The following is a 12,936-nucleotide window of genomic DNA, read 5'->3' on the forward strand; positions in this document are numbered from 1 at the left end:
TTGTTGTCTCCTAGAAGCTTCCGGCGCTGCAGGGTGTTCCGGGTTGTGTGTAGTCGGCTGTGACTCTCCATCCTGCTGGGTCGGGCCATGACGGGTTCGTCAGGATCGGTTTTCCGAGTTCGAGTTTGTCCACAGGCTTGCTGATGCAGACGTCCATTTGGAGCGTGGCAGTTCCCGCTGTCGGTGCGCCGGTCTCGTCGATGGGGATGTCGTGTTTGGTAATCACGTTCTTGAGTACTTTGAGATCGCTTGGTGGCGTCGGGTTTCCGTTGCGACTGGTTGTGATCTCTTTCTTGGTCCTGTCGAGGAAACGGCCGGCCGCGACGGCATCGAGGTCAGAGAGCGGGGCAGCGGGGTCGGAATTCAATCGTGCGAGCACGGTGTAGTACTCGCTGATCTTGGCGAGGGCACCTTCTCCTGCTTGCTGTTCAGGTGATTTTCCCGATCCAGGGGGGCCGGTAAAGGTCGGGCCGCTGCTGGTGTCGAGGGTGCCGGGCTCCGGGCTGAGGATGCTGCAGCTTGCGGTCAGGCAGGCCGCCGCAGTGAGGGTGAGCATGGCTGCGAGGCGGCGGTTCATGATGCGGCTCCGATGCGGTAGTCGGTGGTGGTGTCGAGCTGTCTGAGAAGTTCGTTGGTCTCCGGGTGTGCGTCGACTTGCAGTTCGTCGAGTTCGCTTTTGAGGGTGTCGATGAGGGTTTGGGTAGTTTCGATGTCCCCGGAGAAGTGGGTGGCGATGATGGCTGCTCGCCAGCAGCCTTCGTGAGCACTGTCGACCGTGAGGCCGGCCCGGGCTGCCTTTCCTGCGGCATCGAGGTCCTGGGTGACCTGTTCGCCGCGGATGTAGCGGCCGGCGAGCTCTTCTGCGACGTCGGTGATCGCGGAGATCATTTCCTGCTTTATGTGATCTGCCCACCGGTAGGCAATCGGGTCGTCGCTGGTGAAGGGCTGACCGGTCACCAGCGCGAGAGCGGATTCAAGGCGTTCGGTTGTCGTCGTCGCAGGGTGAGCGTCGACGAGCTGGTTCCAGTAGTCCCAGTCTGTGGTCACTGAAGGGTGGAGGCGAAGTGGCGTTCGGCCGGTTCGGTCTCCGGACTTGATGAGCGCTGCGTCCCCGGTGTCGGTATCTCCCATCCAGCTGCGCAGTCGTGTGACGGCTTGGTTGCGGCGGCTACGGAGCCGCGCGTTTGCCGTCTTCGCTTCTTCGGCAGTGCTGGCCGCATTGACGAGTTCAACGTCGTGCGGCCACATCTTTGCGGTGAGCTCAGTTGCGGGCACTCCGCCGTCGCTGAATGCCAGTAGAGCTGCGATTTCGGTGAGGCTTCGCGAGTTCTCGCGGTCCGTTGAGCCCGGAGTAAGTGGCGCGAGGGTGGGCTCTCCGAGGACGCGAATCCAAATGTGTGGAGCCGCGGGAAGCTCGGGATGGGACGCAACAATCTCGGTTTCGGTCTCAGCCGCAGAGTCGGTGTCGATGTCGATGTCACCGACTGTCTCGGAGTTGATTTCCTCAAATACGTTGTCGTCGTTCCGAACTACCGTGAAAGCCGCAGGGTCGGTACTGGTGATGAGATTCTCGGTCGTGATCTCGCAGTCGAGACGTGCCCCCTCCCAACCGAAGTCCGAGGCCTCCGGTTCGACAGCTGGGGAAGAATCATGGGCGGTAGTGGCATACAGACTGACAATGCTCTCGTAGCCGGCTTCGTCGAGTGTTGTGACAGTGAGCTGTGCTGATGCGATACCAGGGCGGACCAGTGTTGCGGTGCCGTCGTCGGCGACATCCAATGTCCAGTCGGAGCGAGTGTTCGAGTTCTGCGTTGTGACTGCAGCGAACGCGATCCGCGGGGCGCTATGGGCGATCGAGGTCAGGATTTCTGTTTGTTCAGCTGTCAACGGGTCGGAGATGAGGACGATTTCCGGAGCAGTCAGCTCACTGGTCTCGTACACGCTCCGTGCCTGTGCGATGGATGCAACCTCGTTCTCGTCGAGGATGCCGGCGTCGCGTTCGAGATGGCGAGCCAAGCGCGCCAACACCTCGTCGGTGTTGTCGGAGTGCGTGATACGGCCAGTGTTCACTGCGCCTGCGAGGTCGCCGCAGTATCCGACGACGTTGAGGTGAAGGGAATCTGCCAGCGGCGATACGGCAAGCTCGACGGCCATCGCGCGAAGCACATTTGCGGTGGCGGTAGGTGTGCCGGTGATGGAGAGATGCCCTATTTCCTCCAAATTGAGCATGAGCTCTCGTCCATCGTCGCTCGTTCCCATCGCGGTCAGGGCTGGGTATGGGCTGACGTCGATGTCCGGGACCGAACGAGGGAACGCCCGTGGGTCGACCATCCACGTGTCGTCGTCTGATTGCATCCATGGCTGGGGCAGCGAGATCTCCTCGAGCAATCCGAGTTCGATCGTGTCGTCACCGATGAAAACCGCAAGGAGACTGGGGATGGAGATCTCGTTCGCTCGGCAGTACTGCGCGAGGTTCCGCAATGCAGTGTCGACATGAGCGGTGGTCAACGGATCGACAGCGGCCGTCAAGGCCTGTTCGGCAAGGATTGCTTCCTTGGCGGGCAGGGCGATGCGCTCGCCGCGGCGGCGGCGATGCTGCTGTTGCCGACGGCACAGCGCGAGATGGCCGGTCAGGCCGGCGGCGGCGAGCGCGGAGATACCGAGGGCGATGTAGACGACGCCGGACGAGCTGGAGGAGTCGTCTTCCGCGTCGGCGGTGATCACGGATGCTTCGGCATCAGGGGCCATATTCGCAGGCATCTGGGGCTCGATGGGGTCGAGTTGCCAGTTCGGTGTCGCTGCAACTTCTGGGAGGGGGTCCGGTGCCGCGTCGGGCACCTGCGCCTGGGGGGCTGGCACCGGCGCCTCAACCGGCGCAGGTACGGCCGCCGGCTGGGGGGCTGCCTCCGCTGCCGGCACGGGTGTTTGGGCGGACGCGGACGGAATGATCAATTGCTGTCCGACTGTGATCAGGTCTCCGGCTGGCGACCCGTCCGCAGTGGTGATCTCAGAAAAACGCAAAGGATCGCCGAGCTCTCGATCGGCGATGTCCCAGAGTGTGTCTCCAGCTTGGACGGTGTAGGCCCCTTGTACGACGTCCTGCACTGCCGCAGGGAGTTGCAGCGTCATTCCCTCTGCGAGGAATCCCGCTTCGGGCACAACGTCTTTGTTCAGTTCGAGCAGTTCGGTGAACAGCCTCCCGTCGCCGAGGTGAGTTTGGGCGAGTCCCCACAGGGTGTCTCCGCGGACGGTGGTCACGGTCGGGCCGGCGGGTTTAACCGCGGGCCGTGCAGCGCGCGGGTCCACCTGAGTGTGGGCGGGGCCGCTCGGGTCTTGCTGTGCGGCGATCGGTGCGTAGGGCGCAGGTGATGCACTGTCTACTGGTTGCGAGAGTGCAGGTGTCGCGGTTGCGGTGCCGGCTGTCAGCAGAAGCAGTGCACCACTGACGAGGAAAGTCGCCGTTTTCTGTTGCGACCCGAGAAGCCGGATCTTCGGTGCCTTGACGCCCCGGAGTGTGGCTGCGAGCTCGACAAGGATCGGGAGGGTAAATGTCGCCCACGCGACCCAGCCGACGAGCGGCAGAAGTGCGACGAGGAGGCTGCCGTCGTCGGGGCTAGAGAGCAGACTCTCGAAATCCGAAAAGGGGATGTCGAGAGGATTACCGCGCAATGCCCACAGTGCTGCGGGGATCCCTGCCACGAGCAGAAGCAGGATCAGGAGGTACCCGAGTCCTGCGAGGCGGGATCGGACTGTGCGAGCACTCATGGCCGGTACACCTCCCCCGCGTTGGTGCGGTTGAGGTTCACCGTTGCACTACCCGTGATCACTTTCGAACCAAGGGGCAAAAGCTTGTTGTCGTACACGATGCGGGTGGTGATCAGCAGTGTGCGAGGCCCTGTGGGGATGACCTCGCCCTCGACCCCGGCGTCGGCGAGGTAGCGTTTCGCGGCCGCCACTGCGCGTACGGGGTCGACAACCGTATCGATCCCTCGCGCACTGAGCGATCCGACGATCTGCTGTCCGGACGCGCGGGCGGCGTCTTCGGCGACGTTGTCCGCGCGTTGAGCTGCGGTGTGCATTCCACCGCCGTCGACGATGAGTCCCCACACGAAGAATATGAGGATGGGAGCGAGTATCACGGTCAGCAGCGTCACGGCGCCCTTATCGCGTTCCTCGGGGAGCCTGGAGGTGAGTCGCTTACGCAGGGTGGTGATCATCTGGTGCGCTCCCGGAAAGTGTCGATGGGTGAGATTGCAGTGACCTCGATAGTTCGTCCTCCGCTGACGCCGGGCCATCCGAGGGCGTCGTAGGAAACTTCACAACTGACGGTGACTTCGACGGTTGCGGATACTCCTGGGCGAGTACGGAATCCGGAGGTGTCAGCGCTGACGTTCATGGTCGTGCATTTGAGTCCTTGACCATCCATGGAGTCCAGGGCCGCTTGGTATGCGAGAGGGTTGGCTTGAGTGGCGGTACGTGAGAGTGATGCTGCCCGGGCGGCTTCTCCCGCGGCGTGCTCGACCTTTTGATGCGCCTGACGGTTGATGCCGTATGCGTACATCCAACCGAGTAGGACGAGGAGGACGATGATCGCGAGGCACAACTCGATGGTCACATCTCCTCGATCGTTTGAGCGGGCGCGAGCGATCCACTGGCTCAGCTTCATCCGACACCTCCGGGATTGGTCACGCGCTCAGTGGGTTTGGTGTGGTCGACGGTGATGGCGAATTCCAACCCCGGTACGAGGGACGGGGACTTTCCGGTGATCGTGACCGTGGTCTCGCGGAGTGTCTTGTTCACCGACACGACCGGCGATTGAAGGTCACCCGATCCGGATTTCGCGATGCACGCGTTCGCTGCGGCGAGGCCGAGCGCCTGGTTCCCTTGCTGAGAACGCGTGGCTTGCAATGCTTTTTCGGCGCAGGTGTTTGCGACGTCTCGTCCATGGAAGAACAGGGCGGTTTGCAGCATCACGGAGAACATCATCAGGAAAGCGACCATCGCGATGACGGTGACGAGCGTCGTGGGGCCCCGGTCGTCGTGGCGCCACCGGTCGATCAGCTGTTCCAGTGTCATGACTGTCCGTTTCTCTGCGGTCCGGTTGGCGAGGGTGGGCTAGGTGGCGAGCCCTTTTTGGGCTGCGGTACTGCGCTTGGTGTCGACGCGATTGCGCGCGAACATGGCAGTCCACATCGCGGCAACGACGAGGGCTATGGAGAGAGAAAATGCGGCCGCAAGTATGCCGAGCTGGGCTATGCCCGAGGTCTTCTCGTCCGTGATTACATTGAAACTCCCGAGCGTCAACGTGGGGACGGCGAGCGCCGCAACCATGGGCGGCAAATAGAACTTCAACCCGTCATCCGAGATGTAGAAGGCCCCGAACACCAGGAGATAGCTCGTCACTGCCAATACGATGATCGTGATAATCATTGGCCTTCTCCTTCACCCCTCAGGGCTTGTAGGTCTGTGAATTCTGTTCGTATGACGCAGATCCAAATCACTCGTTCGGCAACGAACGATCACGACGGAAGGTGGCGTAGCGATAAACGTAGGAAGCGCCCCCCGCGAGTGCGACGACACCGACTGCGGCCACGGCTCCCCAAAACAGGCCCAATACGCAGAAAGAAAGTGCCAGCACCATAACTGACCACCCCGCCCACAAAATCACTTCCTCCAGCGGTGACCCATCTAGAAGGATGATGAGGAGCAGCATTCCGAACAGCAAGAGAACCGCTACCGCTGTCAAAATCGTCATCACAGCATTTCCTCCTGTCCCATGCGGTTACTGCCGCCTGAGGTCGTGCATCGATAGCGCCGAGCACTGGAGAGCGACGTTGCACTCCATGTCCTCAGCGCTACCGATAGGCCCATGGTTTTGTTCTCCAGCATCCGAACTGCGCTCGGCAGTTTCAGTCGGGGATGGAGTCCGCGCGGGACTGGATCTTCTGGACGACTACAGCGCCGGCAGCGATGGCCGCGACGGCGAAGATTCCGGCGAGGATGACGTACTCGAGGGTGGACGGACCACGGTCCGAATTTTTACCGCCTGCACGCTGCAGAAGGCTGCCTGCGAGTGCGGCGACGAACATCATCGTGAGTGCGAGGTACGAGGTGATGGCAGCGCGGGTTGCGCGTCGGGTGGTGGTGATGGCCTTGGTGGTCATGGCGTGCTCCTTATTGGTGTGCTGGATGTGTAGCAGTTGTCCTGGACTGGATGAGTCCGGTCGATGGGTCCTTCTTTGTTTTGCCTGTTCAGAGGGCATTCCTTTCTTGTTGTTGGTTAGCCGCTGATGACGGTCACGGCCGGGATCAGGAGTAGTGCCATGAACAGGCCGGCGAGGGGCATGGCGAGCTTCTCTGTTGCCTCGACGGCGGCGGACTGTTCAGCGGAGGTTTGTGCGGAACGCAGGCTGGCGGCTTTGGCTCGCAGTGAGGTGTAGACGCTGGCGCCTTTGTCGCCTGTCATCGTCATGATGTCTGCGAGGTCGCCGAGTTCTGCGAGTCCGAGCTGCTGAGAGACGCGAGTGAGGGCACTCCAGGGCGCTTCGCCGGAGCGGCCGGCTTCGTACAGTTCCTCGTCCAGTCGTAGGAACACCCAGCTGTCTCCGACTTGGGCGGCGATCTCGAGGGATTGCGTGGATCCGATTCCGCCTCGTCGGCATAGCGCGACCAGGTCGATGTAGGAGCTGAGGGCTTGTGCGAATTCGGCGCGAGCCGCAGCTGCGCGGCGCCGAATGTCGATGTCGGGAATCACGAAGAGGAAGACGGCGGTCGCGAGTGAGAGGATCGCCGGCATCGACCATGCCAATCCCAATCCGAACGCGGTCAGAACCAGATTCAGTATCGGGAAGATCAACAGACCGAAGAATGCCGCGACAAGTTTTTCGCCGAGTACGTGCGCCGGATCTTTGTGCAGCAGTGAGAGGTCCGATGTGGGGAGGGTGAGGAATCGGCTGTCTTGTAGGTAGGGATGTACGCGCAGGCCGAGCTTGTTGGCGAGCCCGTCGACGAGTGATGTCCCTGCTGTACTTGCCTTCTCCGGCGCGGGTCCGGACATCCTGGACATCACGTCGGTGAGGGCAGGTTGGGTTCGCAGGAAGTACAGGGCGACGAGATAGATGCCGATTGTGCCGACGCTGGTATAGACGATGATCGTCATGGTGATACTCATCGCTGCGCTCCTACAAGGTCAGTGCGTTCGACGCGGTCATTGGTTCCGATGAACCGCGGGTAGGTCGGCGGCTTGGTGGCTTGTTTCATCCAGTACAGATCTGCAGCGAAGAGCGTCAGCAGGATCAGTAGGACGATCTGCATGCCGCCTGAACGGTATGGCTCCATGAAATTCGTGAAGGCGAAAGCTGCAGCAAGGACGGCGATGGTGATGATGGTGACCCATTTGGCTTGTGTTCGAGTCGATTTGCGGTCCGCTTCGATGCGCCGGCGGCGGGCGACGGTATCGCCCACGTCTTCGGCGAGGCCTTCGAGAACATTGGCCAGACCGACACCACGCAGTTGCATGGCAAGGAGGAGGGCGCCGCAGATCTTATCTCCGACGCTGTCGTTGAGGTCGGATGCAAATCGTGTGACCGCTTCGGCCGGTGGGACATTGTTGCGGAGCCTGTTGATGAAGGCAGTGATCTCGTCTTTGAGCGTTTCCGGGATAGGAGTCGAGATGATGGTGTGTTCGATTCCGGAGCCAGCTCGCATGCTGCTCGACAAGTTGCGCGTCCATTCGTCCATCGCGGACAGACGGCGGATCTGGTGTTCCGCTTCCGGTCGGCGCAGGAGGTAGGGCAGACCCACGAGAAGGGCCGGGACGAGGAAGAGCGTGAAGAGCCATCCACTCAGGTAGTAGACGCTGGCACCTGCCACGATCCCTACCGCCAGGAGCATTTGGGTGGTCCCGGATATCTTTACTCTTTCGCCCTTACGTGGACGCTGCCGAGTGGGGGCTGTGGGATCGCGGCGGTCCCTCCACCCCAGGACAAGGCAGCCGACTCCCGCGCACAGAAGCAGGACGAGGAAAACGCCGATTTGCTGGTACATCATGCAGCTCCTTCGTCGTCGAAGAGTTCACGTTCTTCGTCGAAACTCCGAAGAGTGTCGGAGGGGAGGTTCAGTCTCTTGAATCCGCCGGCGAGAAGCTTGCGTAGCAGCGGCTGTGGGATGGTGCCGAATACCCCTGTGCCGTCGGAGTATCCGCGGTAGATGGTGGAAAAGCTGGGTAGCTTGTCGTCGCCAGGTTCGACGTAGACGACTTCGGAGACATACCGGACTGCGGTTGTGGTGCCTTCGCGGTTGACCCTGACCTTCGTCGCCAACTGAACGATCACATCGACGTGTTCTGCCAGCTGCCGTTCGATGTATTCCGCGGTGGCGTTCATCGGGGGCTCTTGGGCGAGGTTGGCGAGTCGGTCGATGACGCCGCGGGCGGTGTAGGCGTGGGTAGTGAAAAGGCCACCATTGGCTGTTTGGAGCGCCTTGACCAGGGCGAGGATCTCGTGGCCGGCGATTTCGCCGACTACGAGGTAGTCGAGTCCCTGGCGGACGAACTCATAGAGAATTGCGCTCAGGCTGAAGCCGCCGGCGAGCTGTCCGTCTGGACCGCGTTCGCCACCGCCCATGATCATTTCGGCGTCGACGACGAAGTCTCGCCGGCCGGGCAGTTCGTCGAGGAAGAGTTCTCGTTCGGTTTCGGCCACTCCGATTCGTGTGTGAACGGGGAGTGCGTTGGCGAGAGCGCGGGCGAATGTCGTTTTGCCGAAACCCATTCCGCCGCCGACGCCGGTCGACGCTCCGCCTCGCATGGCGCATCCGAGGATGTGCGCAAGTTCCGGAGGCATCATGTGGTGATCGAGCGATAGCTGCTCGAGGGTGATGTTGGTCAGGCGGTGGATGCGGATCGCGACGGAGGGCCGGATGGTGGTGTACCCCAGGACCGAAAGTCGATGGTTGCCTTGCATGTTGAGTCGAAGCGAGGGATTGATTCTGGAGAAGGGCCTGCCACCGTTATCGGCCCTGGATGCGAGCAGGCTCATCCACTCGAGAAGTTCGTCGCCGCTGTCGACGACGGAAGCTCGGTATTCGTAGTGTCCGTCGGGGTATTTGACGTATACGGCGTCACCGTTGAGGTAGATGTCGGTGATGTCGGGTTCTTCGACGAGATCTTGGAGGGGCCCGAGGCGGAACTGGGCGTCGAAGATCGCCTTGATGAGGGCATGTTCTTGGTCGAGGTTGAAGGCTTCGCCGCCGGAGCGGATCGTCTGTTGGACGTGGTTTTTCACCAATCCGGTGATTGTTTCTCGGCCGTATTCGCGTTCTTCGTCTTCGGTGAACGGCACGACGAGTTTGGTGTTCTTCGGATCGTTGAGCTCTCGGTCACGCTTGGTGCGGTGTTCGCGCAGTAGCTCGGCCGCTTCTCGCTGCAGGGCGCGGACGAGTTGTCGGTCGACCGCGATTTTCGGGGGCGTACTCCGCCGCGACCGCACGGCCTCGTCCGGAGGACTATGCCGTGGTGCTGGAGGTAGGTCGTGAAGGTGGTTGGTGCGGAAGAAATCAGCGGTCTCTGCCGACACCGGGGTTACTGGTTCGGGGGAAGCCGAGTGCTGATCGACGGAAGGAAGCGTCGCGGAGAAGAACGGGAGATCGGTGATGTTCTTGTGCGTACTCTGTGCTGTCTCGTCAGTTGTCATCGTCGGTCTCCTGTCACGGCGAGGCTGGACTTCCAGTCGGCCTGGTGGGTGGCCGCGAACTTTTCGATCTTGGGCCACGTGGTTCGGTGCAGCGCATGGAGATACAGCGATCGGCGGCGGCGCCACTTGGTCAGCACCTCGCCGTCGGAGAAGACCTTCGCGTCCTTCGAATCCGGGATGACGGCGATGACATCGAGTCCCGTGACCTTGGCTACTTCGTCGGCGTTGTACGGAGATTCACCGATGAGGATGAGTCCGAGGCTTGCCGTGGACTGTGTCGCTGACAGTTGTTGACGCAATCCGTTGATCGAAGCGCGCAGCGCCGCCAGTGCCGGACGGGTCGTGCGGGTAACGATGGCAATGGTCGTGGCGCTGACGATCATTTCGACAGGTGAGCCGTGTTGTCCGATCCGGCCGGCGTCGACGATGACGTTGGCATCGTCGACGGCAAGTCCTGCGAGATGGATTCCGAGTGGACTCCAGACGCCGCGCATTGCATCGACTTGAGCGGAATGTAGAAGGCCAGGGAGGACAGAGACCGTGGTGTCGGGGAAGGTGATCACCTCGGAGGCCAGCGCTGATTTGAGGCGTCCGTGGCGGTTGGCGTCGACGAGGTTGATCAATGATTTGTCGTGGTAGCGGCCGCCGAGGAGGTATCCGGCCAGCACGGGCGAGGATCCGATTGGATCAGCTTCGACCAAGAGCGTGTTCTTACTTGGTGAATTCAAGGCCAGAGCGAGTGCTGTCGTGGAGACTCCTGGTGCCCCGGATGCAGAGATGAGTGCGAGGTACATGGGAAATCACCGCACTCGGTTGTCGAGGACGATGGACACGCGCTTGGTCGCAGCCCGCGCGGCGACCCAGTTTGCTTCGGCTTCCGGGACCAGGAGGTTGAGAGTGGTTTCGCCCGCTTCCGCGATCGTGGTCGTCGAGTAGACCTGCGCCTTTGTGTTGATAGGTCCCGTAACCGGCGGGTCATCGCCTTCTCGGGGGGTGTCTACGACGCGAATCATGTCTCCGGGAAGAATTGCTTCCGACGGTAGGTGTGGGTATCCCACGGTGATGCCGACCATCGTCAAGCCTTCTCCGGGCACCACCTGGTCGGTGACGGCCGCGGGCATCAGCACTGTTCCTGCCGGCAATCGAGTGCCGGCACTCATTCCGATGACACGACCTCGTTCACCCGCCGAGAGGGCACCCAGGTCGGCGTCGACGTTGACGGTTTTCACCGCGAGGTCCTTCGATTCGATGATTTGGCCCTGTTGGACGTCGCGCGCGAGGACGAGGACGTCGGTCGTGGCGCGCATCGCGCTGACTGCGGCGAGCATGCCGATGACGGCGACGACGACAAGGGCGACGCCGATTGCAAGGTAGATCGGGCGTCTGCGCACTCGCGCGCGGGTAGTCAGGTCGGGTGGGCTATCCGGGTCTGCGCCGTTATGTGCTGGTTGTTTGTCACCGGACGAGCGGATGGAATCGATCTTTTTGGTCAGTAGGGATGCCATGTGTGGTGGTCCTTCACAGTGGACGAGTGGACAGGGTGGGCAGGTCGTACGGGGACAGTAGGTCGGGACCTGGACTGGCTGGCGCCAACTGCGCTGCAGAACGGTTTGCCTCGGCTTTTCGGTGGCGGTACGTTCGCCGCAATCCCTGTCAATCTTGGTGACAAATCTAAAAGCCAATCTGGATGGCATATTAGAAGGGTTGCGGCATGGTGTCTAGCGATGGACGGACCAATCCGATGAGCCGCAACGTCCTGCGCGGCTTCGATAAAGACGCATTCGCAGCTGCCCGAAAGGCAGCTCGGATGTCCCGTGGCGATGTCGCCCGCCTGGCGGACACGACCGCCGCGACCATCCGCAACTGGGAGATCGGCGCCGTGTCTCCTCAGATAGATTTCCTGGCCAGAGCCGCGAATGCGTTGAACATCCAAGTCGGCGACGTCGTCGTCACGGATCCAGAGGAGCGCTTTCTCAGTGACTATCGATGCTTGGTCGGACTTACCCAACCCCAGCTCGGCAAAGTGTGCGGGTTGACGACTACGACGATCACGCGCATCGAACGCGGTGAGATCGCCCTCACCGACAAGATCCAGACTGCTTTGGCGGAGGCGTTGGGGATTTCTGGGGAACAGGTGAATCGGGCGTACATGAAGGCCAAGCGGCGACCTCCTGGAACGCCTGCTTGAGCCTCGCCGTAAACGTGGCATGGCTATCCCCCTCTGGAGCAACTCCGAGGGTCTCCCCACCCCGGTGTTGACTCGCCTCCCTGCTGGTTTCACTCTCCTGCCTGCCACGCAGCTGTGAGTCTTTCGCGAAACAGCACAGCAGGTTTGTGTTACCGGCGCGAGTCTGGTCGGTACCACTAAAGAGTGTTACCTGCGAGTATTGACTTTTCGCCGTAGGTCAGCTTTTGGGTGTTTGTCTCGTTACAGATACTCACGAAAGGTCATGCATGGATACCGTCCGACCGCCCAACCTGGGCGATTACCTGCGCGCGTTGCGCACCAGATCCACACCGCAGCACCCGGACGGTCTGACGAGGAGCGAATTCGCGGCGAATATTTTCTGGAGCGTGAGCCATATCACGCAGATCGAACGTAACGAATCGCCGAACCCTTCAGTCAAATTTCTGGAAGCAGCATCACGGGAACTCGGCCTCGATCCGGCCCAGCGCCGACACCTGTACAACCTTGCTCGCCGCACTCAAACGGAACGGGAAACATCGACCACCCCGTGGACGATCGAGCAATACCGATCACTCATCACACCCGAGATGCGCACGGTCATCACAGCGCTCAATCCACATCTGGTGGCTTATCTGGATGAGCGATGGAATGTCATCGAATGCAACGCTGCCTATGATCGCGCCTTTCCAGGCCTTCTCGACGACGGCAATGTTTTGCGCTGGTTCTTCTCCACACCGCAGTCCAAGCAAGTCATGGTGGAGTGGGAAGCCGAGACGACCTTGACGGTGAACTGGTTCCGCGCATTGATGGGACGCTATTACAACCCTGAATGGGCGATCGAAACCCTGGAAGAACTGAGCAAGTTCCCTGCATTTCGGCGCCTGTGGGGCAAAGAGGATGTTCGATTCGGCCGACACCAGCCATTCATGCATCTGCGCGATGCCGACACCGGCGAGGAATACCGCGTTCATGTCCAGGTACACACGGAAATGCGTGGTGACTACCCCGTACAGATGTACCTAGGCGTGCGAATCCCGGGAACCGAATAGCTGCTCA

The 12,936-nt window shown here is 61.2% G+C and carries 15 protein-coding genes; 2 read left to right on the top strand and 13 right to left on the bottom strand.

Going from position 1 to position 12,936, the window contains the following annotated elements; genetic code table 11:
* Nucleotides 1–10: 10 nt before the first annotated feature.
* From EHW12_RS32555 to EHW12_RS32615, 13 genes are all read right to left on the bottom strand, one after another.
* On the bottom strand, nucleotides 11–577 hold the full coding sequence (locus EHW12_RS32555) for a hypothetical protein (RefSeq protein WP_064445001.1): 567 nt from the start codon (nucleotides 575–577) through the stop codon (nucleotides 11–13).
* Nucleotides 574–3,765: a LysM peptidoglycan-binding domain-containing protein gene (locus EHW12_RS32560; RefSeq protein WP_125053246.1), complete on the bottom strand. Its 3,192-nt coding sequence runs from the start codon at nucleotides 3,763–3,765 to the stop codon at nucleotides 574–576. Before EHW12_RS32560 ends, EHW12_RS32555 begins: the two co-directional genes overlap by 4 nt.
* A complete protein-coding gene (locus EHW12_RS32565; RefSeq protein WP_125053248.1) occupies nucleotides 3,762–4,217 on the bottom strand; it encodes a pilus assembly protein TadG-related protein in 456 nt (151 codons plus the stop codon). Before EHW12_RS32565 ends, EHW12_RS32560 begins: the two co-directional genes overlap by 4 nt.
* Nucleotides 4,214–4,615, bottom strand: coding sequence for a pilus assembly protein TadG-related protein (locus EHW12_RS32570; protein ID WP_241199219.1), 402 nt, complete (start codon nucleotides 4,613–4,615; stop codon nucleotides 4,214–4,216). Before EHW12_RS32570 ends, EHW12_RS32565 begins: the two co-directional genes overlap by 4 nt.
* 47 nt (nucleotides 4,616–4,662) lie before the next feature.
* Complete coding sequence (locus EHW12_RS32575) at nucleotides 4,663–5,076, bottom strand: hypothetical protein (protein WP_125053252.1); 414 nt, start codon at nucleotides 5,074–5,076, stop codon at nucleotides 4,663–4,665.
* A 39-nt stretch (nucleotides 5,077–5,115) separates the two neighbouring features.
* On the bottom strand, nucleotides 5,116–5,430 hold the full coding sequence (locus EHW12_RS32580) for a hypothetical protein (protein ID WP_125053254.1): 315 nt from the start codon (nucleotides 5,428–5,430) through the stop codon (nucleotides 5,116–5,118).
* Nucleotides 5,431–5,497: 67 nt separating this feature from the next.
* Nucleotides 5,498–5,755, bottom strand: coding sequence for a hypothetical protein (locus EHW12_RS32585; protein WP_241199220.1), 258 nt, complete (start codon nucleotides 5,753–5,755; stop codon nucleotides 5,498–5,500).
* 154 nt (nucleotides 5,756–5,909) lie between these two features.
* Nucleotides 5,910–6,164 (bottom strand): hypothetical protein, encoded by a 255-nt coding sequence (locus EHW12_RS32590; protein WP_125053257.1) that lies wholly within the window; start codon nucleotides 6,162–6,164, stop codon nucleotides 5,910–5,912.
* A 116-nt stretch (nucleotides 6,165–6,280) separates the two neighbouring features.
* Entirely contained in the window at nucleotides 6,281–7,171 is an 891-nt protein-coding gene (locus EHW12_RS32595; protein ID WP_125053259.1) for a type II secretion system F family protein, read from the bottom strand.
* Nucleotides 7,168–8,049 (bottom strand): hypothetical protein, encoded by an 882-nt coding sequence (locus EHW12_RS32600; protein WP_241199221.1) that lies wholly within the window; start codon nucleotides 8,047–8,049, stop codon nucleotides 7,168–7,170. Before EHW12_RS32600 ends, EHW12_RS32595 begins: the two co-directional genes overlap by 4 nt.
* Nucleotides 8,046–9,692, bottom strand: a complete 1,647-nt coding sequence (locus EHW12_RS32605; RefSeq protein ID WP_125053261.1) for an ATPase, T2SS/T4P/T4SS family — start codon at nucleotides 9,690–9,692, stop codon at nucleotides 8,046–8,048. Before EHW12_RS32605 ends, EHW12_RS32600 begins: the two co-directional genes overlap by 4 nt.
* Nucleotides 9,689–10,486, bottom strand: coding sequence for a hypothetical protein (locus tag EHW12_RS32610; protein ID WP_011331693.1), 798 nt, complete (start codon nucleotides 10,484–10,486; stop codon nucleotides 9,689–9,691). The genes EHW12_RS32605 and EHW12_RS32610 overlap by 4 nt, the downstream gene beginning before the upstream one ends.
* Nucleotides 10,487–10,492: 6 nt before the next feature.
* Nucleotides 10,493–11,197, bottom strand: coding sequence for an SAF domain-containing protein (locus EHW12_RS32615; protein WP_125053263.1), 705 nt, complete (start codon nucleotides 11,195–11,197; stop codon nucleotides 10,493–10,495).
* A 236-nt stretch (nucleotides 11,198–11,433) separates the two neighbouring features.
* Here EHW12_RS32615 and EHW12_RS32620 point away from each other — a divergent pair, with 236 nt between their 5' ends.
* Both EHW12_RS32620 and EHW12_RS32625 read left to right on the top strand, forming a co-directional pair.
* On the top strand, nucleotides 11,434–11,880 hold the full coding sequence (locus EHW12_RS32620; RefSeq protein WP_164490673.1) for a helix-turn-helix transcriptional regulator: 447 nt from the start codon (nucleotides 11,434–11,436) through the stop codon (nucleotides 11,878–11,880).
* Between the two features lie 266 nt (nucleotides 11,881–12,146).
* A complete protein-coding gene (locus EHW12_RS32625; RefSeq protein WP_125053267.1) occupies nucleotides 12,147–12,929 on the top strand; it encodes a helix-turn-helix transcriptional regulator in 783 nt (260 codons plus the stop codon).
* Nucleotides 12,930–12,936: the final 7 nt, after the last annotated feature.

It is taken from the genome of Rhodococcus sp. NJ-530 (assembly GCF_003860625.1).
Lineage (GTDB): Bacteria > Actinomycetota > Actinomycetes > Mycobacteriales > Mycobacteriaceae > Rhodococcus_F > Rhodococcus_F qingshengii.